Genomic DNA, 21247 nt, shown 5'->3' on the forward strand with positions numbered 1-21247 from the left:
CTTTGGCAACGATGGCGTCGATCTGTTCCTGCGTAAATTCTTGCGCCATTACAGAGGTAAGCGGAAAAAACGCGGCGATAACCGCCATGGTTAATGGAAGCTTTTTTATCATTGTCATGAGTTTCTCAATATAGGTTAATTTTATTCAGACAATAACCAGCCTATTCTGAGCTGACAGAATATGTCGCTATCATCAGAACAAGTTATTTTTTATTTTGTACGGTCACAGAGGCATTACACAATTATCGCTACCTTCCCTCCTTCGCTGGTATTAAACAGGTGGTCTTTCGCCACTGAAAAAAAGCACAGCACGAACCAATAAACGCTATTTTTCGGCAGCGGACAAACAGCGTAATACATGCCCCCGCAGGGGCATGTCAGCAAAAATTAACCAAAGATATAGGTATTGACGAGATTTTCGAGTAATTCCTGACGCCCGCTGTGAGGCTGCGGATTCAGATTATGCTGCTCAGCGTACCGGGCAATATTATCCAGCGACATCTGCCCGGTCATAATTTTCTGCCCCAGCTCGCCCTGCCAGCCGGCATAGCGTTTTGCCAGACCCTGCTCGAGCTTGCCATCCTCAATCATGCGCGCGGCCAGCTTAAGGGACAGCGCCATCACGTCCATGGCGCCAATATGGCCATAGAACATGTCGTATTTGTCGGTGCTCTGCCGACGGACTTTGGCGTCAAAGTTCAGGCCGCCGGTGGTGAATCCCCCGGCTTTGAGGATCTCGTACATCACCAGGGTATTTTCTTCCACGCTGTTCGGGAACTGGTCCGTATCCCAGCCGAGCTGCGCATCGCCGCGGTTGGCATCAACGGAGCCAAAGATCCCCAGCGCGATGGCGCTGGCGATTTCATGGTGGAAAGAGTGCCCCGCCAGAGTGGCGTGGTTGGCTTCAATGTTCACCTTGATCTCATTTTCCAGACCAAACTGCTTCAGGAAACCATACACCGTCGCGACATCGTAATCGTACTGATGCTTGGTGGGCTCCTGCGGTTTCGGCTCGATAAGCAGCGTGCCGCCAAAGCCAATCTTATGCTTGTGCTCCACCACCATCTGCAGGAAGCGGCCAATCTGCTCACGCTCCTGGCGCAGGTCGGTATTAAGCAGCGACTCGTAACCTTCGCGGCCGCCCCACAGCACATAGTTTTCGCCGCCGAGCTGCTGGGTGGCGTTCATGGCGGTCACTACCTGCGTGGCCGCCCAGGCAAACACCTCCGGATCGGGATTGGTCGCCGCTCCGGCGCCATAGCGCGGGTGGGTAAAGCAGTTGGCGGTGCCCCACAGCAGTTTCACGCCGGTTTGCTGCTGTTTCTCCGCCAGCACTTCGGTCATCACGGCGAAATTGTGCAGATATTCTTTCAGCGACGCGCCTTCTGGCGAGACGTCGACATCGTGGAAGCAGTAATACGGCACGTTGAGCTTGTAGAAAAATTCAAACGCCACGTCCGCTTTGCGTTTGGCCATTTCCAGCGCATCGCCCGCGGCCTGCCAGGGACGCTCAAACGAACCGGCGCCAAACATATCCGCGCCATTCCAGCAGAAGTTATGCCAATAACAGGCGGCAAAACGCAGATGCTCTGCCATGCGTTTTCCCAGCACGATTTCATCCGGATTATAGTGGCGAAACGCCAGCGGATTATCGGTTTTGGGTCCGGCAAAGCGAACGCGATCTACCTGGTCGAAATAGGTCTGCATGATGAACTCCGAAATTGAGAAACAGGAAAATTAACAACTGTGACACATCGTGTATTCTCATCGTCGGTTGCTCAATTACGTTATTTCACTCAGCGATTGAGAAAATGCTCAAATGTGAGCCATCTCGCAAATAAAACTATTTTAAATATCTCGCTTCGCGCGCGTATAGCGTACACTTCCTGGGGAATTCAGGTATCCATACCAAATTAAAATGCCGATTTTGTCACAATGTCTGCCTGCCAAAAAATTAGGGGCGGATAACGATTCAACGCAGGCGATACAGGCCTTTGCTTCGAGGATCACAGAAGTAAAAAAACATAATTACGTAATTTAAAAACGTAATAGATTCTTCCAGGTCAACTGTGTCAGAAAGTGTTTCACCTACACAAAACAAACCGGAGTCTGCTTAGAATGAGTAAAAACATAATGCACAGTCGGCATGATGAATATCATAAATTAACCCGCGGAGAACGAATTGGTTATGGCATGGGCGACTTTGCGCAAAACCTGGTTTTCGGCACAATTGGGGGTTTTCTGGCTTTGCATATGCTGACGGTAAATACCATCAGCACGGCAACGGCAGGCTTTATTTTTCTTTTTGTCCGCATCATTAATGTGTTTTGGGATCCGATGGTCGGAACCTATGTGGATAAAAGAACCTCGAAGGCGGGGAAATATCGCCCCTGGCTGTTAAGAGCCGGCGTGCCGCTGGTGATCCTGTCGGCATTACTGTTCGCGCCAATCCCTGGGGTGAAAGGTTCGGTGGCTTTCGCCTTTATTATTTATCTGGCGCTGGACCTGGTTTATTCCTTAGTCAATATTCCCTATGGCTCGCTGAATGCGTCACTGACCCGCGACCCGGAATCGATCGATAAGCTGACCAGTACCCGCATGATGCTGGCCAACAGCGCCAACCTGCTGGTCTATACCCTGTTCCCGATGTTTGTGCAGATGGCGGCGCCGAAAGATCGCAGCCTGAAAGACACCGGCTTTTTTGGCCTTGAGCTGAATCTCGGCAACTATACCGATCCGTCGGCGAACTACGCCTGGTTTGGCGTGTACGCCATCTATATGATCATCGGCGCGGTGGCCCTGTTTATTTGTTATAAATTCACCAAAGAACGCGTTGTCGCGACCGCCGAGCAGACCGCCAACGTCAAAACCACCGACCTTTTCCACGAACTCAGACATAACCGCCCGCTGGTTATTCTCGGCATGTTCTTTATGCTGGCCTTTACCTTCATGTTCTTCATGAACACCGTTAACGGCTTCTTCAACCAGTTCGTCGTCGGCCATTCCGAATGGATGGGCGCCGTGGGTCTCGTCGCGTCTATTCCCGGCATCGCCTTCCCGGTGTTCTGGCCGAAACTGAAAAAAATCTTTGGTAAAAAAGGCTTCTTCCATCTGTTCCTCGCCATGTTCATCGTCGGCGAACTGCTGACCTACGTCTGGTCCCGCGAAGGGATGCACGACGCCCTGTGGCTGGCCTACATCGCCACCTTTATTAAACAGTGGGGCTTAACCTCCGCCACCGGCTTTATGTGGGCGCTGGTACCGGAAGTCATCGCGTATGGCGAATTAAAATCAGGCAAACGCAATGCCGCCATTATCAATGCCATTATGGGACTCTTCTTCAAGATCGGCTTCACCATCGGCGGCGCTATCCCGCTGTGGCTGCTGGCGGTGTATGGATTTAATGAAAGCGGCGCCGTGCAGAGCGCCAGCGCCATCGACGGGATCATTATGACCGCGGTGTGGATCCCGATCGCGCTGGCCGCTATTTCGATGGTGATTATTCAGGTTTATCCGATCTCCGATAAACATGTTACCGACATTAACCGTCAGCTGGATGAGATCCGCGTGTAGTTAAAAAAATTATAAATCAGACCGATTCGTCACTTTCCATTTTAAAAGGTGTAATGAAATGTCACTTATTCAAAACCCGATATTACGCGGCTTTAATGCCGACCCCAGTATTATTCGCGTCGAGGATACGTACTATATTGCCAACTCGACGTTTGAGTGGTTCCCGGGCGTGCGTTTACATGAGTCGAAAGACCTGAAAAACTGGAACCTGCTGCCTTCGCCGCTCTCCACCACCACCCTGCTGGACATGAAGGGCAACCCCTCCTCCGGCGGCATTTGGGCGCCGGCGCTCTCCTGGGCCGATGGGCAATTCTGGTTGGTGTATACCGATGTGAAGGTCACCGAAGGCGCCTTTAAAGACATGACCAACTACCTGACTACCGCGAAGGATATTCGGGGCCCGTGGAGCGACCCGATCAAGCTGAACGGCGTCGGGTTTGACGCCTCGCTGTTCCATGACGACGATGGCCGGAAATATATCGTCCAGCAAACCTGGGATCACCGGGAGTACCATCATCCCTTCGATGGCATTACCTTAACGGAGCTGGATACCAACACGCTGAAGTTAATGCCGGAAACCGCGCGCACCATTTACCGCGGCACCGCCGTGGCGCTGGTCGAGGGACCGCACCTCTATAAACTGAACGGCTACTACTATCTGTTTGCCGCCCAGGGTGGCACCGTGTTTACCCACCAGGAGGTGGTGGCGCGGTCGAAAACCCTCGAGGCCGACAGCTTCGAAACCGAGCCGGGCGACGTGTTCTTAACCAACGTCGACACGCCGGACAGCTACATCCAGAAACAGGGCCATGGCGCGCTGGTCTCCACTCCGGAAGGCGAATGGTATTACGCCTCGCTCTGCGCCCGGCCGTGGAATCGCCCGGGGGAATCCATCTACGACCCGCGCGGCTGGTCAACCCTCGGCCGGGAAACCTCGATCCAGAAAGTGTACTGGGACGACGAGGGCTGGCCGCGTATTGAAGGCGGTCACGGCGGGAAAACCTTCGTCGAAGGGCCGAAAGACGCCATCTTCACCGAAAGCGCCAGCGATAATAGCCAGCAGGATGACTTTACCTCGCCAGCGCTCGACCCGAACTGGAATACCCTGCGGGTGCAGTTTACGGCCAAAATGGGCACCACCGGCGACGGCAAATTAACCTTAATCGGCCAGGGTTCGTTAGCCAATACGCATGACCTGTCGCTGATTGCCCGCCGCTGGCAGGCTTTCTATTTTGACGCCGCAGTGAAAGTAAAATTCGAGCCCTTCAGCTATCAGCAGATGGCCGGGTTAACGAATTACTATAACGACCGCCACTGGAGCTTTGTCTTCCTGACCTGGAATGAAATTAACGGCAAGGTCATCGAAGTCGGCGAAAATAACCGCGGGAAATACACATCGTACCTGAAAGATAACGCCATCAAGGTGCCGGATGGCGTCGAATACGTCTGGTTCCGGACCAAGGTCCGCAAGCAGACCTACAGCTATGAATACAGCTTCGATGGCGTGACCTTCACCGAGATCCCGGTTCAGCTTGATGCCGCGGTGCTGTCCGATGACTATGTGTTGCAGAGCTACGGCGGGTTCTTTACCGGGGCGTTCGTCGGCCTGGCGGCGGTAGACTACGCCGGGTACGGCACCCAGGCTGAGTTTTATCAGTTCGAGTATCAGGAGCTGGGCGATGCGTTAGCGGCCGATGGGAGCTATAGCTGGGAGGCTGGCGAGAAGCGGGATAAGTAAGAGAGTGTGAGCCCACGCTACCGGTAAGGTAGCGTGGGGTTTTGCTGTGTTTGTGTAATTAAAGCGAGCGCTGTCGGATGTCAGTCTGCGGGGCGCAGCCGGGCCTTCAGCTCTTCTGGGGTAAACGGCGGATCTCGCCGGTGCAGCATCGCATGGCAGTTGGGACATACCGGGATCAGATCGGTTTCAGGGTTCAGACGGTAGTCCTGCTTTATCCCGGCCAGCGGGATGAGATGGTGGATATGGATAAAGCCCTGGCCGATATCGCCATAGCGGCTGGCCATATCCAGACCACATATCTGACATCGGCAGCCATGCAGGCGAAGCGCCGCCTGACGAGCCTGGCGGTCACGCTCATAGCGATTGACCACCACCTGCATCGCCGCCCCTTCCACGTACGCCATGGTCGGCTGTCCCTCATCGGGGAAACGCACTACCTCGTCATCGCCAGCGCCCTGCGACGCGATCGTAAATCCTTGCTCCAGTAACAGACGCACGCATTTGGATTTAATCCCTCCGCTGAAATCCGCCGGGGTAAATTCCGTTCCCGTCGCAAGCGTGGCCGCTAACCCGACGATGGCTTTTGAAGGATACCGACGCCCCTCAAACTCGATCTCATACAGACGCGCGTTTTTAAACTGATGCGCAACGCCTGCATCGTAAGCGCAAATGGCAGCGATGATGCATTCCCTGGATAAATGGTCCGGTAGTTTTTTCATAAGACATAGCTATCTGATGGCGCGAAGCTTGAGTATAAATAGAAAGCTATGGGCTTTTCGAACAAATAACTGGCAGTGATAATTAAATAGCGATCCACCTGGAATCGCCGCATCTGGTAGGTTGATCGGCAAGGATTTTGCGAGCATCATCGCATTTATTTAGCTGCCAATGTAACGCTATGCCCTCCAGCACGACCCTGCAACACGCGATCGAGAACATCACCATCTGGCGCAAAGGCGAACAGCGTGCGCCGCATAAGCCACTGTTGCTGCTGTACGTCCTCTCGCAGTACCAGCGCGGCCATGCGCGGATGTTCGACTACGCCTCAGAGATACGCGATGAGCTGCATAGCCTGCTGGAACGCTTTGGCCCGCAGCGCCGCCAGTACCGGCCGGATATGCCCTTCTGGCGCCTGAAAGGCGACGGCTTCTGGGAGCTGCACAACAGCGAACAGTGTTCAACCCAGGGCAGCCGACAGCCGCCCGGCAAAGAGCTGGAGCTCTGCCACGTCGCCGGCGGCTTTGATGAGCCGCATTTTGCGCTACTCAACAGAAATAAGAAGCTGATCAATACCCTCGCCCATCAGATCCTCGAGGCGCACTTTCCGGAGAGTATTCAGGAAGAACTGGCAGAAGAGATGGGGTTTGATCTGCTGCAGATCCGCAAAGAGCGCGACCCATATTTTCGCCAGCAGGTGCTGCGCGCCTATAACTATGAGTGCGCTATCTGCGGCTTCAATATGCGCCATGATAATACCTCCGTCGCCCTGGAAGCGGCCCATATTAAATGGAAGCAACACGGCGGCCCCTGCGAAATCCCTAACGGCCTGGCGCTCTGCGCGATTCACCATAAGGCTTTTGATAAAGGATCCATTGGTCTGGATGAGGATATGCGCATCCAGGTTTCGCCTGCGGTGAACGGCGGAGGCATCGTAGGCAGGCTGTTCTGGGATTTTGATGGTAAGCCGATTACCTTGCCGCAGGGGAAAGAATGTTATCCCCAGGAGGGGTTTGTGGCGTGGCACCGGCGGGAGGTGTTCAGGGGGTGAGGAGGTATGGGGATGGTGATAAGCGGGTTTCGATGCTGCCTTCTCGCTCCTGAACATCAACAGCTCCTTTCATGTCTGCGCCACCATCGTCTTTAAGCCACATATACGGAGGAATTAGCATCTCATTTGCTCCTCATCGTTGAAATTAACTGTAATGTAATAATGTAGAGTACAGTTGAAAGGCATATCACTATTATTAGCGATATATAAAAGAAAGTGTCATACATCGTATCGGCGTTCACACTCCCGAACAAGAAGTGGCAAATATCCCTTGCGATATCATAATCAAGATAGATTTCCGGCCTTGGAAGTGCACGTCCCAGAACCAAAAACAGCAATATAAAATAAATAATCTTACTGATTTTACGGGCAAACGTTATTAGAGCCACTGGCAACAACCTCCACCCAACCGCGAGCCATCAGGGAACGCATGCAGGGAACCTGTACTAACGATGTATTCATAAGCGCATTCCGGATCATGGCAAAATCAGAATTATGGGTGATAGTAATACAACCCTCGGAAACCGTACCCGGATGCAAACGGAAGTTACCAAGTTTCACACCCTCTACCCACGTCTCATCGTCGATTCCGTGGTCGTCACGCCATAATGCAAACCAATCGCTATTCCCCCGCCGTAGTTCGCGGCAGGACGTAATGAAACGATTGGTGTTAGCCCTGCTTTTATTTATTTTAAAATACTTGGCTATAACCCCCGCTCTCACGCCGGAAGCGGATATCACTCTGGTGAATCCGTCAATGTTTGCTCGTGAAAGATAGCAACGGCACAACATGAGGCTGTCGATGTGTTCACATAAACCGCCTGTTCATGAGTCATAAACCTGATACTGCCATGAACAAGTCCGCGCAAATGCATATAAACTAATAATTTTAACATCCCTATTTCTGCGTATCCAATCACTAATAGAATACTTATATTGATTTTATTATTTATTGAATTAATACATCTCAAACCAAAAACATTCATCATAGTAATTCACCGTAAACTGATACACAATGATGTTTTACACCTTATTGAAACCAATGGTTCAAAACCATTTTACAATACAATCTGTAACAATTAGATTATAGTAACATTTATCAATTTATTTATTCTCTTATAAATTATCATCGATTGTTTCTTGAAAAAGTGATGTAAATTTTTCAGTCGTTTATTCAAACATAGGATAGCTATATGGCAGACATAGAAGGGATAGCTCGGAAGATATATGACATCATTATTTCTCCTGATACAGTTACAGGACTTATCAATGGCGGATTATCTGTTCCTTTAGATTATGGTTATCTGATTTACGGTATCTTTGATACGGATACAAGATATGAACGTGAAACAGAAAGAATCCGTATGATGACCGCGATAAGACATGACATCCTTAACTATGAAAATATCGTTAATGCAGTTAAATTAATCTTTCAGTTATTTAATAAATATCTATCCGAATCAGAACAAGATAGAATATACAGAAGTGTAGTTACCTCTATCGTGGGTAGAATCTCTACGAATATTATCGCATCGAACATCGCTAAAGCCGTTATAGAAAAAACGTCATTTACTTATGTAGTATTTAAGGGGAAAGGGAATCCAATAGCCTTTTTAAGTACTATCCTCTTGTTTGGTGGAATGGCAGAGCGTTCCATCAGGACGTCTGATAAACTCAGGAATGAAGCGCCCGAGGTATACTCGTTATTAAGACCCCGCGATTATGATCTTCTTTATTTCTTATTTGCCGATGCGGTACAACCTTTTGTTGATGCCATCCATGCGGGATACACTGAGGGCAACCCCGTGTTCGACAAGATTATGAAAAGAGTGGAAGATCATTTAAATATGAATACTAAGGCTGGGTGACATGAAAAAAATTATCACGCCACTCGTCGATATAGTTATCTGCACCTATATTATTACTGCATGCTTTATTTGCCTGACTGAGTTCAATAACTGGCAGAATAAAATAATCGCAGTGACGATTACAATCGGCAGCGCTTATATCATCGCCATTGCATTGAATAGATTTCTGGGAGCAAAGATAGGTGTATTAAGCGGTGTTTTTAATTTACTATCAGGCCCGCTACTAATTATAGGCGCTATTGTTTGCATAGCCTTACTTGACCCGTGGCCGGTTAAGATTATTGGTCTGTTTTTATGGGTCATTATAATGTTTTGTTTACCTTCATTTATAAATAGAGATAAGGAATAATCATGTCAAATCCAGCATATCTTTGGCTAACCGATACAAACGGCTCCCCTATAACGGGTAGTTCTCTCGTTACAGGGCGTATTGGCGCTATTGAATTAAAAGCGGTAACGCACCACCTATCCATTCCTGTGGATGGAAACACCGGGAGATTAACAGGAACCAGAGTACATACACCTATTACGGTACAGAAAGATTTTGATAAAACAACGCCCCTTTTATACAAAGCGCTGAGTGAGAATCAAACATTAAAGTCGGCAACCATAAAGATGTATCAGATCCTTGATGCAGGTGTTGAAAGCGAATATTTTAATATTATATTAGAGAATGTAAAAGTAACCGGAATTACCCCCAACTTATTTCCTGATTCTGGTACAGGCACACATAGCGAAACGATTCAGTTAAGGTATGAGGCCATCACCTGGAAACATTGCGATGGGAATATCATTTACAAAGATTCCTGGAATCATCGGGCAACAGCATAAACTCCCCTTAGACTAAAGGCCATTCAAAAGAGTGGCCTTTTCTAAGTTCAACTGATTATTTAAACCACCATCGCCAAACAAACCATCCAAATGCAACCGCATGGTTTGGAGGCATAGCATCTTAAGCCTATACCTCCTTGAGTAGAACTGAATTAATTCAGCCCATTCGATACCTGCATTGCGATAAGCCCCTATAACTTCCGCTGCTCCAGGCTGGAATAAATCGCTCTAATTTCCGCTTGTAAGCTTTCGCCACGGTATACCATCGACGTATCGTATCGTTTGTACTTCTCATCACGCGAAGCGCTAAACCAGTTGAACGATCCTATGCACAGCAGCCCTTCATCACCAACCACGATTTTACTGTGAACACGGTTAACCAGCATAGTCACAATGCCCAGCGCATTTAGTTTTTCCACTGCATCATTAAGGCGTTGCTGTTTTGCTTTGCGCTTTTCATAACTGACGTCTTGGGTATTAAAGCTTTTATCCGTCACAACAGTAATGTCGATACCACGAGCACGCGCCTGGATCATTGATGTCAGAAAACCGGTTTGTTCCAATTTTTCCCAGGTCAGCCAAGGGGAAACAATAGTAATACTTTTACCAATAGCATCAAAAGTCTGATTCAGGAAAACATCATGCTCCTCAACACCGTGCAAGGTAGAGATCTGTGTTTGCGCTGTATTAAGATCCTGGCGTTCTTTATACTCAAACTGCAGTGCATTATTATCGGATGCAAACAGGTATTTTGAAAGCAACCCTCTCGGCGAAGAAGCGGGCTGAATCTCAAACAGGTCCATATCGCCAAAGACCAAAAAGCTATCTTTAGCACGTGAAACGGCAACGTTCAGCATGCTGCTGTCTCTATCAATAAATCCGCCATCTTCATGTTTCGAATACACAGGAGAGAACAGCACAATTGCCCGTTCCGCCCCCTGCAATGAATGAACCGTGCCCACTGTCAGCGAATTTTCATCGCCACTACAATTGATATCCAGCTTAAGTAATGACGATTTAATCGCACTGACCTGCGCCGAAAATGGTGTCACAATGCCGACTAATTCATGTAACGATTTACTGTAGTGATGCTCAATCTCTTCTTTGTGCGCTGCAAGCCATGCAGCAATCGTCTTCGCTTCAAAGTCGTTATAACGACTTCCACCATTGGCCTGCATACCTTTACCATCTATATGCAGATAGCCCATTGCAGGGAATATTGTCCCTTTTTCTTCCCCTCGTTTGGGCTGCAACTTACCGTGATAACTGAGGGTGTTACAGTAGCCAATGATGTTATCGAAGCAGCGACGGTGTTCGTACAGGTACATCCCCCGCGCCAGATCCGGATCGTACTGGTAGCGCGAGTTAAACTGTGCAACCTTCATAACGCTGCCGGATGCAGCGCTCTTTCCTGATTCACACACCAAAGCATAAGCTTCAGTAAGTTCTTCCTGAGAACCTTCGGGAAGGATATGCTCCTCAACCATATTGCCAATATCAATACAAGGCAGGCTGTTCCAGATAGGCGCAATCTGTTCTGTGTCGCCAATTACCAGAGCTTTCTTCGCGAGTGCGAAAGAAGCTGCAGCAACCTCAGGAAGCACCTGCCCCGCTTCATCGACGATCAACAAATCGGCGAAGTTATATAAATAACCATCATCAAATTTCTTGCCACCAACATGTTCTCTGATAAGCATATGGTGAGGAAGCATAAAGCAGGTCATGACGACACAAGGGGTGAGCTTCATTCTACGCAGCCAGCGGGCTTTAATTGCCTTCGCCCCTTTGAGACCATTTTCTTTTTGAAGGTCCTCGATAGCAGCCATATCCATCAGCCACCGACCTTCCCAGTAATGCGTCGCCAGCAAAAACGCCGGGAAACGGAGCTGTGTATCGGCAAGCTCATCGGCTTCGCTCAGATTCAGCTCCGTCTCGCCTGCATAACCCAGCGAATGGGTTATCTCGCACCAACGGATGACTGCTTCACTTTCACGTTGGGAAATGTCCTCAGCGTGATCAATTTGCTGTTGGTACCCAGCCTGTTCTTTATGAGCTTGCTCAATCAATCCATCGATAAAGGCATCAATTCCATCAGGCTGAGATCCCTGGAAAGCTGTCATTCTTTCGCCAAACGTAGCCTCCAAAAACAGCTTCATTTGATAGTGACGCTTAGTACGAACGGCGGGAAGCCAGGAGAAGAGAGTGAACATGATCGACTCTCCGGCTCGATATTGTTCCCACTGTTTTTTGCCCTGCGTTAATAATGAGATTTCATTGGTGCTATTGAGCAGTAACGTTCTCTTATCCTGAATATACTGTTCGAGATCGTCACTGATGGCATGCCGCTCCTGACGGATTGCGTTCAGGTCTTCCCACGCAGGCTCGATTTGCTCAAGCTCTGCAGAGAGTTCAACCAAACGCTGATGCAGGAGATCCACAACCTGTTCAGGTGAATGACATTTCTCATTCGGAAAAGCTGCCCTTGCCTTTTCAAGGAAGAAGCACCGGGCATCTTCAACATATTCAAGGGATTCAACACGGTTAAAAAAGTCTTCCGTCTGGTATTTTTTTACCGCCTCTGCTCTTCGTCCCGAAGACGGGAAGTAAGCGCCAAAGCTTTTTACATCAGGTAACCAACGCCCGGCCATAGACCCAGTGCCGGTAGCAAAATCTTTACCGAAGGCCTCGATAATGTTGGTAACGGCCTGATTGTTGGTTGATGTCGCAATCACCACCGGTGGTTCAGTTTTGTTTAAAGCTGCTCTCGCCCACTCAGTAGCGATGATGGAGAGAACCAGAGTAGTTTTCCCGGTACCCGGAGGACCATTTACGGCAAGAATATCGCCGGGCTGTTGAGTGAGGTAATGGCTCAGGGCATCGCGCTGCGCGACAGCCAGCGGAAACTTATCACCGGAGTGTCCCAGACGCTCACTAAACATGGCATTACTGGCGAGGAGCGGCTCAACAGGAGGCTTCTCTTTCGAGGCAAAGCGCGCCAGCAATGGCACCTCTTTTTTGCACGTCAGCAAATGGTCGTACATAGGCAGGATATGGATGCTGGCCCCTCCAGGCTGTTTGGCTTTAATAATGTAGCCATATCCAGTTTTTTCATATTGCTCAGGTGATGCGAGCCATTTGCCAGCAACATGCTTTAAAAGTTCATCTGAATCTTTAAGGTACTTTTGCCACCACTGCTGGTAACGAGCATATCGTTCCACTCGTTGTTCATCAGTCTCCTCACGCAGCTCATCCTCATTACCGGGACCAAAAGTGATTGAATCATGCGTGGTTCTGTACTTGTCATATTCCGCCATCTCACCAATAGAAAAGGTACCTTTGGGGAGCGGTTCGAGCAGGTCACGGGGAATGGTGGCTGGCGATGTAGGGAATAAAAAGCCTTCGCGGTTGAGGAGTGCAGCGGTAACCAAAGGTGTAACAATATCAGGAGCACCAGCAGTCCGCGCCTTGCCATGCTTTAACAGGCGGATCCATACCTCTGGCCGTAACAGCACCTCGACGGTCTTGACCTGGGTGTCTTCACCATTGAAGAATAATTCCACAATATCTTCACCCAACCTCCCCCGATCGACGTTCGTCCATTTCGTAAATGATTCATCCTCTCTACGCTCAAACGCCCCTTTTCCAGACTCGGCATCTGCTAAGGTATTACGCCAATATGAAGTGAATCCCTGAGTATTACTGTCCATTCCCCATCCCGTAACTTAAATGAGACAATTGATTTTGTCATATAAATTCATCATGGTTAAACATTGTCCACGATGCGAGGGGGATCGCAAGAATTGTTTGTATCACTAAGCATGGCGTGCCACTTTACACATCGATGGCTACTGAACGGGTATTCTCAATTTTTAAAATGCTGTTTGTCATATCTCTGATGCAATAAATGAGGATAGGAATTGTCCTCCTGATACTGGTCATTTCTTTGTCCCATAACGGTTGCGATAGTCCCTTGTAAGCATCCCGGTAAACCGGACCATTCACATTTAGAGATCTTCCGGCATACTGAATATATCCTTGGAGGAGATCGCCATGCGCAAAGCCCGATTCACCGAACACCAGATCATTGCCGTTCTGAAGTCTGTCGAAGCCGAACGTACCGTTAAGGATGTCTGCCGCGAAGCCGGTATTTCCGAAGCCAGCTATTACAACTGGAAAGCGAAGTTCGGCGGTATGGAAGCCTCTGATATCAAAAAGATGAAGGACCTTGAGGATGAAAACCGCCGGCTGAAACAGATGTTTGCTGACCTGAGCCTCGTATGCCGCGCCCTGAAAGACGTTATTGAAAAAAAGCTTTAAAACCAGCGATAAAGCGTGAGCTGGTCAGCTATCTGACCGCACAGTTTGCCATGAGCTTACGTCAGGCATGCAGGACATTGTCGCTGAGCAGGACGGTATTTCGTTATCAGCCGGATACGCGGCGGGATGAGCCGGTAATTATGGCGCTGACCGTGGCGGCTGAACGCTATCCGCGATACGGATTAAAAAAGCTTTTTCAGGTCCTTCGCAGGCAGGGCAACGCCTGGAACCATAAGCGCGTTCACCGGATTTACTGCCTGCTGAAACTGAATTTTCGCCGTAAGGGAAAACAGCACCTGCCGGTGCGCAATCCGGCTCCGCTGGCAACACCAGAGGCAATGAACCAGAGCTGGTCCATCGATTTTATGCACGATGTGCTGGTGTGTGGCAGGCGTTTCAGGACCTTCAACGTGGTGGATGATTATAACCGGGAAGCGCTGGCGATCGAAATTGACCTGAATATCCCGGCGCAGCGGGTTGTCAGAGTGCTGGACAGGATCGTGGCAAACCGCGGATATCCGCTGAAGATGCGGATGGATAACGGTCCGGAAATGGTCTCGCTGACGCTGGCACAATGGGCAGAAGAGCATGGTGTGATGCTGGAATTTATCAGGCCCGGCAAGCCAACACAGAATGCCTTTATCGAACGATTCAACCGGACGTACCGGACAGAAACACTGGATTTTTATCTGTTCAGAACACTGAACGAAGCACGTAAAATTACAGAGCGCTGGCTGGCTGAATATAACAGCGAGCGACCCCATGAATCCCTGAATAACCTGACGCCGGAAGAATACCGGCTGATGGCTGAAACCCCGGAAATCTCAAAAAGTGCGTGGAACTAAAACGGGTGCGCTTACAGTAGGTGTATCCAGAGCCAAAGGCCCCCCGAAACTCTCGGTTTCGGGATCGCCGAATTCATTTCATAGTGTTAATATTACCGCCAATTTTCAGCGTTCTGATTCCTTCTGTGAATCAACGTATTGGGCTTTCCTGATAGCCGAACGTTTGAACCTACAATGCTCAGAATTGATAAAAAAAAAGGAATATATGTCCAGGCTGACTGATTTAATAGCTAAAGCGAAGGCCAAAGACCCGCAACTGGCCGCTGATCTTGATCGAGAAATCAAGATTCTATCGTCACGTCTCCCCTTTGGGCTTAATTTTGAACGACATAGCCCTGAAGTTGTTGAGTTGCCATTGCGGCCTATTCGCAAGGGAGATAAAGTCCGCGTTCTGCCAGAGCGTGGGTCCACCAAGAAAGGTGATCAACGGTTGTGGCAGGTTAAAACCATCCACAAGGCGAAGAAGGTCGCTGATCTCGAGTTGCTGGACGCGGCTGATATCGAGACTCAGACTGTAGCGCTGAGTAACCTTGTGGTTATAGCTGAATTTCGTGACACGATCTGGCCGGGTATGGTCAGTACGGGAAAAGTACAGCGAGGCGGTGATAAGCCTTTCCACTCAGTCATCAATGGCGAAAACTATCATGTACTGAAAGCGTTGACCTACACGCATAGGGGCAAAGTAGACGCCATCTATATCGACCCACCATATAATTCGGGAGCGAAGGACTGGAAATATAATAACGATTATGTTGAAGGTGACGATATCTATCGGCATAGCAAATGGCTAGCTATGATGGAACGTCGTTTGCTGGTGGCTAAGGAATTACTGAATCCTTCAGACTCAGTGCTCATCGCCACAATTGATGAAAAAGAATACTTACGTCTCGGCTTGTTGTTAGAGCAAGTGTTCCCAGAGGCCCGCATTCAGATGGTTACTTCCCTTATCAATCCGAAAGGAGTTGCAAGAGGGCAGGAGTTCTATCGCGTAGATGAATACATCTTTTTTGTATGTTTCGGCTCGGCTTCCGTAACAAAAACGAATGACCCTATGATTCTCACAGGGAAGAAAAATGAAACGGATCAAAATGACGAAAAATCTGAACTTAAAAGCGTCCGGTGGGGAAATTTGCTACGTAGCGGGACTGATGCCAAACGAACAGACCGTAAAAACCAATTTTATCCAATATTCTTGAATGCTAAAACTGGAAAGCTACACAGTGTTGGTGAGCCTCTTCTTCCTGAAACAGCATTACGAGATGAAGTTATTCCGCCGGAAGGGACACTAGCTATTTGGCCTATTAGAAAAGATGGCTCAGAAGGCAGATGGCAGGTTGGAAATAAACGGCTTCGTTATTTATTTGATAGTGGATTTGCATCTATTGGCCGGTTTAATGGTAACAACCGTGTATCATTTAGTTATGTTACTGACAATGTGTTCGACTTAATTGAGTCCGGTAAGATAGTTATTACGGGGCGGGATGAAAACGGGGTTGTCACTCTTGCGTATTCAGAGAATATGGATATGTCTGACAATCCAAAAACAATGTGGAACAAAACCTCGCATAGTGCAAGCGAGTATGGTTCTACTATGCTAAGACATATAATTCCTGCTCGAAAATTCCCGTTCCCTAAATCGCTTTATGCTGTCGAAGACACTCTCCGTTTCTTTGTCGCTAACAAGCCTGAAGCAATCATTCTCGATTTCTTCAGCGGTTCAGGAACAACTGCACATGCGGTTATGCGTCTGAACAAACAGGATGGCGGTCGTCGTCAATGCATATCCGTCACTAACAACGAAGTCGCAGCCAGCGAGCAGAAGCAGTTGCGCGAACAGGGCTTACGTCCTGGTGATCCTGATTGGGAAAAATGGGGCATCTGTGATTACATCACCAAGCCGCGAGTACAGTCTGCCATCACTGGCAAGACCCCTGATGGTGAACCGATTAAAGGCGATTACAAGTTTACCGATGAATTCCCGATGTCAGAAGGCTTTGAGGAAAACGCCGAATTTTTCACCTTAACTTATGAAGCTGAGAAGTCGGTTAGCCACAACCTAGCTTATGCCCGTATTTCGCCTTTGTTATGGTTACGGGCTGGGGCTCGTGGCAAACGTATTGATAAACTGCCAGCTGATGGATGGGCGGTGACTGATACTTATGGCCTGCTGTCGGTGGTGGATCAAGCCACACCTTTTATTAAAGCCATCAGTAACAACAGTAACATTCGAGTAGCCTTTATCGTCACAGACGATGATCGCCATTTCCAGTCTGTCACCAAGCGTCTGCCAAAAGGTGTTGAGCCGGTACGTTTGTACGAATCGTACCTGACCAATTTCAGCTTCACCAGTGGGGAATTAACAGAATGAAGTTCACTCTCAAGGACTACCAGCGTGATGCGGTGCGTGATTCGCTGGTGAATCTCAGAAAGGCTCGCCGTTATTGGCATAACGAAAATGACAAAAGTGCCTTCTCTTTAACTGCAGTGACCGGTGCGGGTAAAACCGTCATGGCTGCCGCTGCGTTTGAAGCATTATTTCATGGAGACGACGAATTTAGTTTCGACGCCGATCCCGGCGCGGTAGTGATCTGGTTCAGTGACGACCCAGCACTGAACGAACAAACCCGTTTTCGCCTGATGGAAGCCAGTGACCGTATCAACTATAACGATATGGTGGTCGTTGAACACCCTTTCAGTCGACGCAAGTTTCAGGCTGGAAAAATCTATTTTCTTAACACGCAGAAATTTGGCAAGAATAGTCTGTTGGTGCGCGGGTTCGATGATAAAGGTGGGCTTTTCGAGGCAGCCCCTGATGCACAGGCTTATACGCTCTGGGACACTATCCAAAATACCATCGAAGATCCAGACCTGACCCTTTACTTAGTACTAGACGAAGCACATAGGGGAATGGGGTCGTCAACGACTTCCAGCGAAGCAGCTAAAAGTACCATTGTGCAACGGCTTATCAACGGTTCGGCTGGGATGAAGGGTATTCCTGTGGTATGGGGTATTTCCGCCACAGTTGAACGTTTCGACACAGCAATTTCCAATGCTGGTCATCATTTCAAATTGCCAAACGTGGTGGTTGACCCGGCTAAAGTTCAGGAATCGGGTCTTATTAAGGATGACATCATTCTTGGTGTGCCGGATGAAACTGGTGATTTTGATACCGTATGGGTACGCCGTGCTGCCGACAGGCTCAGGGAATCGACAGACGCTTGGATTGAGTACGCCAGTCAGCAGGAAATCGTACGTGGAGTAGTGCCACTGATGGTATTCCAAGTTCCCAATACTCCTGACCCAAACGAAGTGGGGCGTTGGCTGGATACGTTATTCTCTCGTTACCCAGAATTGCCCACTGACAGTGTTGCACATGTCTTCGGTGAACACACAACACAACGTTTCGGCCAATACCAAATTCCTTATATTGAACCGCAGCGGGTGCAGGAATCAACTTGGGTGCGTGTGCTGATCGCCAAAGATGCCATCAGTACTGGCTGGGATTGCCCCCGTGCCGAAGTGATGGTCTCTTTCCGCGCAGCCAGCGACAGGACCCATATTACGCAATTGCTAGGACGTATGGTGCGTACTCCACTGGCAAGACGTATCCCAAGTAATGAGCGCTTAAATTCAGTAGAGTGCCTGTTACCCAGGTTTAATATCAATACCGTGAGAGACGTCGTTAATACCTTATTTAAGGGCGATGATACATCTCCTCCAAGCGGGCGTATCCTGGTTAATCCTGTGGAGATGAAACCTAACCCGGCAGCTTCAGCAGACGTATGGGAAGTATTTGAATCGCTACCTTCGCAAACCCGACCACAGAAAGGAGCCAGACCAGTCAGACGCTTGACCGCGCTGGCACAGGAGCTGGTTGATGATGGCATTCTCGATGGGGCAGTTCGGAAAGCCCATACTGCTTTACACGCTATCCTAGACAAGTTCCAGGCAGAGAATGCGGAAAAAATCAAAAACAAGCGCAATGCAGTACTTGTTGTGGATGGTAAGGCGGTGGTTGCCAGCCTAAAGAACAAGACTATGACCTTCAACGAATTCTGGGAGGAGGCGGATATAGCGGTGATCGATGACGCCTACCGGCGTGCAGCCCGAATCTTCAGCCCGGATGTTTCACGTACCTATGCCGAATATCTGGCCGATAAGGTCGCGGATCGAGAAGAAGATGTAGAGGAATATTTAGAAGCAATCATGGAAGCTCGAGTTACCGTTGCTGGCCTGGGGCTGGTGATGGAGGTGCAGGATTACTTCGATGCCGAGGCCGATAAACTGGCGAAGACCTGGCTGGCCGAGTACACACCGCAGATCAAGTCGTTGAAAGATGAGCGTAAAGAGGCTTACCGTCAAATCGTCGAAATGAGTACCGAACCGCAGGATGTGGATCTGGTCAGGCCGGAGAACAAGTTTGAAATGACCAGGGTGCGTGAAGGTGAGAAGGAAACTGATCTTCCAGTCTGGAAACACCATTTGTTGTGTGACGAAAGCGGAAACTATCCGGCTCAGTTGAACCATTGGGAAACCAAGGTTTTTGAGCTCGAAACCAAACGTGAAGGATTTGTTTTCTGGTATCGTAATCCACAATATACAGGGCAGTCTTCACTGGGCATCGCCTATGTTGAAGCCGAGCAATACAAAATTGTTCGCCCCGATTTCCTGTTCTTCGCCGAACAGGATGGCGAAATGATTGTGGACCTGGTAGATCCACATGGCCTGCATCTCGCTGATGCCTTGCCTAAACTGAAAGGACTGGCGCTATATGCCGAACACCATCCTGATGCTTATAGGCGAATCGAATCCGTCGCCGAAGTAAAAGGTAAATTACGGGTGTTAGATTTGAAACGACAAGATGTACGAAATGCTATAGCTGTAGCTGAAAATGCAGAATCATTATTCAGTAGCAATTTTGCTGGCTATTATCAGTAACCTATTAGTAATAAGTAAACGTAATGGCCTTTTATAAAAAAAAGGCCATTTTAGATGTCCCAATTAATTACCCTTAACCCCGATTTACCTTCGCATAATCAAACGGCGTAATCGCTCTCTCCCGATTCGCATCCAAAAAATCCGCCCACCATTGCAGCATCAACTTGCGTTCATCCAGATGTTCCGCTTTATGGATTTATGCTGCGCGTACCGAGTTACGTTCCATATGGCTCATCTGGCGCTCCACCGCATCCTTCGACCATAACCCTGACTCAATTAACGGACTACAAGCCATTGTACGGAAGCCTTGGCCGCAAACCTCAACTTTACCATCACCCGCAGAGCACTGTTTACGGTGTTTTCACTCATTGGCTTACGCGGATCATGATCGCCAATAATAATCAGCTCATGCTTATCACCACAAAACTGTTTTATCTGCTTCAGGATCGCCAGTGACTGCTTTGAAAGCGGCACCAGATGAGGTGTACGCATCTTTGATCCTCGCTGAGAATGTTTCACGCCGGGAATAGGCTCTCGCTCAGGCGGAATGGTCCACATTGACGTTTCAAAATCGATCTCTTACCAGCGAGCAAAACGCAGCTCACTGGAGCGAATAAAGATAAGCAAAGTGAGTTCTGTTGCCCAACGGGTTAGTGGCCTGCCTGTGTAGTCATCTATTTTCTGAACTAATTCAGGGATACGCTTTAACTCCAGCGCCGGGCGATGCTGTCGATTACTGGAAGCTACCGCCCCTGCCATTTCTTGCGCCGGGTTGTAATCAATTAACCCGCTTTGCACTGCATAACGCATGATGGCCGTAGTACGTTGTTGGAGACGGGAAGCCACTTCAAGACGTCCAGATATCTCTACGGCTTTGATGGGAATTAACAGATCGCGAGTACCCAGTTCAGCAATATTGCGAGTACCAATTGCCGGAAAGATATTGTCCTCCAGGCTCTTTTTTACGCGATTAGCATGATCTTCCGACCATTTTTGGTTGGTCACGAGCCACTCTCTGGCAACCTACTCGAAAGTAATAATCTCTTTCGCCTGCTCTTCTTTCACAGCACGTTTATGCTCACGAGGATCGATACCAGCAGCTAACAGCTTTCTGGCCTCTTCCCTTTTCTTCCTGGCATCCGCCAGCGAAACATCCGGGTAAACGCCGAACGCCATCAAATGATGTTTACCACCGAAGCGAAAGCGGAAACGCCAATATTTTGAGCCATTGGGGTGAATCAGCAAAAACATGCCATCACCATCAACAAGTGAATACTCTTTTTCCTCAGATTTAGCAGAACGAACCTTAGTATCTGTCAGTGCCATAGCGGCTATCCTTCCATAGTACTGCCGTGAGTATATAAGCAAT

15 protein-coding genes and 2 pseudogenes are annotated in these 21247 nt (G+C 48.8%); 9 read left to right on the forward strand and 8 right to left on the reverse strand.

All coding sequences use genetic code 11. From position 1 onward, the window contains the following. The coding region (locus tag AS136_RS29155; protein ID WP_016197694.1) for a hypothetical protein at positions 1 to 118 on the reverse strand (118 nt) is incomplete at its 3' end. A gap of 269 nt (positions 119 to 387) precedes the next feature. Next, positions 388 to 1707, reverse strand: a complete 1320-nt coding sequence (xylA, locus tag AS136_RS24580) for a xylose isomerase (protein WP_063267083.1) — start codon at positions 1705 to 1707, stop codon at positions 388 to 390. Positions 1708 to 2133: 426 nt separating this feature from the next. Between xylA and AS136_RS24585 the strand changes: the two genes are divergently transcribed. Together AS136_RS24585 and AS136_RS24590 are read left to right on the forward strand one after the other, a co-directional pair. After that, positions 2134 to 3573, forward strand: a complete 1440-nt coding sequence (locus AS136_RS24585) for an MFS transporter (RefSeq protein ID WP_074193553.1) — start codon at positions 2134 to 2136, stop codon at positions 3571 to 3573. A 58-nt stretch (positions 3574 to 3631) separates the two neighbouring features. Then, positions 3632 to 5311: a glycoside hydrolase family 43 protein gene (locus tag AS136_RS24590; protein ID WP_063267084.1), complete on the forward strand. Its 1680-nt coding sequence runs from the start codon at positions 3632 to 3634 to the stop codon at positions 5309 to 5311. 80 nt (positions 5312 to 5391) lie between these two features. Here AS136_RS24590 and AS136_RS24595 read toward each other — a convergent pair whose 3' ends face one another. Further along, positions 5392 to 6030, reverse strand: coding sequence for an HNH endonuclease (locus AS136_RS24595; RefSeq protein ID WP_063267085.1), 639 nt, complete (start codon positions 6028 to 6030; stop codon positions 5392 to 5394). Between the two features lie 179 nt (positions 6031 to 6209). Between AS136_RS24595 and AS136_RS24600 the strand changes: the two genes are divergently transcribed. Continuing rightward, entirely contained in the window at positions 6210 to 7079 is an 870-nt protein-coding gene (locus AS136_RS24600) for a phosphorothioated DNA-binding restriction endonuclease (RefSeq protein ID WP_063267086.1), read from the forward strand. Positions 7080 to 7107: 28 nt separating this feature from the next. Here AS136_RS24600 and AS136_RS28900 read toward each other — a convergent pair. The 3 genes and pseudogenes from AS136_RS28900 to AS136_RS27570 all read right to left on the reverse strand — a co-directional run. Then, positions 7108 to 7200: pseudogene (locus tag AS136_RS28900) on the reverse strand (type VI secretion system tube protein Hcp); the annotation flags it as partial. Between the two features lies 1 nt (position 7201). Then, positions 7202 to 7468, reverse strand: a complete 267-nt coding sequence (locus AS136_RS29160) for a hypothetical protein (RefSeq protein ID WP_063267087.1) — start codon at positions 7466 to 7468, stop codon at positions 7202 to 7204. Further along, complete coding sequence (locus tag AS136_RS27570; protein WP_074158383.1) at positions 7443 to 7820, reverse strand: DUF2778 domain-containing protein; 378 nt, start codon at positions 7818 to 7820, stop codon at positions 7443 to 7445. Before AS136_RS27570 ends, AS136_RS29160 begins: the two co-directional genes overlap by 26 nt. A 452-nt stretch (positions 7821 to 8272) precedes the next feature. On the opposite strand from AS136_RS27570, the gene AS136_RS24610 reads away from it, so the two are divergent. Genes AS136_RS24610 through AS136_RS24620 form a run of 3 tightly spaced genes read left to right on the forward strand, consistent with a single transcriptional unit; the run spans position 8273 to position 9778 of the window. Continuing rightward, positions 8273 to 8947 (forward strand): hypothetical protein, encoded by a 675-nt coding sequence (locus AS136_RS24610; RefSeq protein WP_063267088.1) that lies wholly within the window; start codon positions 8273 to 8275, stop codon positions 8945 to 8947. 1 nt (position 8948) lies between these two features. Then, positions 8949 to 9296, forward strand: coding sequence for a hypothetical protein (locus tag AS136_RS24615; protein ID WP_063267089.1), 348 nt, complete (start codon positions 8949 to 8951; stop codon positions 9294 to 9296). A gap of 2 nt (positions 9297 to 9298) precedes the next feature. Further along, complete coding sequence (locus AS136_RS24620; protein WP_004192264.1) at positions 9299 to 9778, forward strand: Hcp family type VI secretion system effector; 480 nt, start codon at positions 9299 to 9301, stop codon at positions 9776 to 9778. A 191-nt stretch (positions 9779 to 9969) separates the two neighbouring features. Here the strand turns inward: AS136_RS24620 and AS136_RS24625 are convergent, their stop codons facing one another. Then, positions 9970 to 13485: an AAA domain-containing protein gene (locus AS136_RS24625; RefSeq protein ID WP_063267090.1), complete on the reverse strand. Its 3516-nt coding sequence runs from the start codon at positions 13483 to 13485 to the stop codon at positions 9970 to 9972. A gap of 343 nt (positions 13486 to 13828) precedes the next feature. Between AS136_RS24625 and AS136_RS24635 the strand changes: the two genes are divergently transcribed. The 3 genes from AS136_RS24635 to AS136_RS24645 all read left to right on the forward strand — a co-directional run bounded on the left by AS136_RS24635 (position 13829) and on the right by AS136_RS24645 (position 19878). Beyond that, positions 13829 to 14940 (forward strand): IS3 family transposase gene (locus AS136_RS24635; RefSeq protein WP_115659216.1). Its coding sequence is split into 2 segments (ribosomal slippage): positions 13829 to 14090 and positions 14090 to 14940, totalling 1113 coding nucleotides; the frame shifts between segments, so codons are not numbered across the junction. A 205-nt stretch (positions 14941 to 15145) separates the two neighbouring features. After that, positions 15146 to 17308 (forward strand): site-specific DNA-methyltransferase, encoded by a 2163-nt coding sequence (locus AS136_RS24640; RefSeq protein ID WP_063267093.1) that lies wholly within the window; start codon positions 15146 to 15148, stop codon positions 17306 to 17308. Beyond that, the gene (locus AS136_RS24645; RefSeq protein WP_063267094.1) at positions 17305 to 19878 is read left to right on the forward strand and encodes a DEAD/DEAH box helicase; all 2574 of its coding nucleotides are present in this window, start codon (positions 17305 to 17307) and stop codon (positions 19876 to 19878) included. Before AS136_RS24640 ends, AS136_RS24645 begins: the two co-directional genes overlap by 4 nt. 73 nt (positions 19879 to 19951) lie before the next feature. On the opposite strand, the pseudogene AS136_RS24650 reads toward AS136_RS24645, so the two are convergent. Then, positions 19952 to 21204: pseudogene (locus AS136_RS24650) on the reverse strand (tyrosine-type recombinase/integrase). Between the last annotated feature and the right edge of the window lie 43 nt (positions 21205 to 21247).

The organism is Klebsiella sp. D5A (assembly GCF_001620885.1).
In the GTDB taxonomy this organism is placed as follows: domain Bacteria; phylum Pseudomonadota; class Gammaproteobacteria; order Enterobacterales; family Enterobacteriaceae; genus Klebsiella; species Klebsiella variicola.

Excerpts from the sequence above, each read along its gene's own strand:
- xylA (WP_063267083.1), bottom strand. The coding sequence starts at position 1,707 with ATGCAGACCTATTTCGACCAGGTAGATCGCGTTCGCTTTGCCGGACCC.
- AS136_RS24585 (WP_074193553.1), top strand. The coding sequence starts at position 2,134 with ATGCACAGTCGGCATGATGAATATCATAAATTAACCCGCGGAGAACGA.
- AS136_RS24590 (WP_063267084.1), top strand. The coding sequence starts at position 3,632 with ATGTCACTTATTCAAAACCCGATATTACGCGGCTTTAATGCCGACCCC.
- AS136_RS24595 (WP_063267085.1), bottom strand. The coding sequence starts at position 6,030 with ATGAAAAAACTACCGGACCATTTATCCAGGGAATGCATCATCGCTGCC.
- AS136_RS24600 (WP_063267086.1), top strand. The coding sequence starts at position 6,210 with ATGCCCTCCAGCACGACCCTGCAACACGCGATCGAGAACATCACCATC.
- AS136_RS24610 (WP_063267088.1), top strand. The coding sequence starts at position 8,273 with ATGGCAGACATAGAAGGGATAGCTCGGAAGATATATGACATCATTATT.
- AS136_RS24615 (WP_063267089.1), top strand. The coding sequence starts at position 8,949 with ATGAAAAAAATTATCACGCCACTCGTCGATATAGTTATCTGCACCTAT.
- AS136_RS24620 (WP_004192264.1), top strand. The coding sequence starts at position 9,299 with ATGTCAAATCCAGCATATCTTTGGCTAACCGATACAAACGGCTCCCCT.
- AS136_RS24625 (WP_063267090.1), bottom strand. The coding sequence starts at position 13,485 with ATGGACAGTAATACTCAGGGATTCACTTCATATTGGCGTAATACCTTA.
- AS136_RS24640 (WP_063267093.1), top strand. The coding sequence starts at position 15,146 with ATGTCCAGGCTGACTGATTTAATAGCTAAAGCGAAGGCCAAAGACCCG.
- AS136_RS24645 (WP_063267094.1), top strand. The coding sequence starts at position 17,305 with ATGAAGTTCACTCTCAAGGACTACCAGCGTGATGCGGTGCGTGATTCG.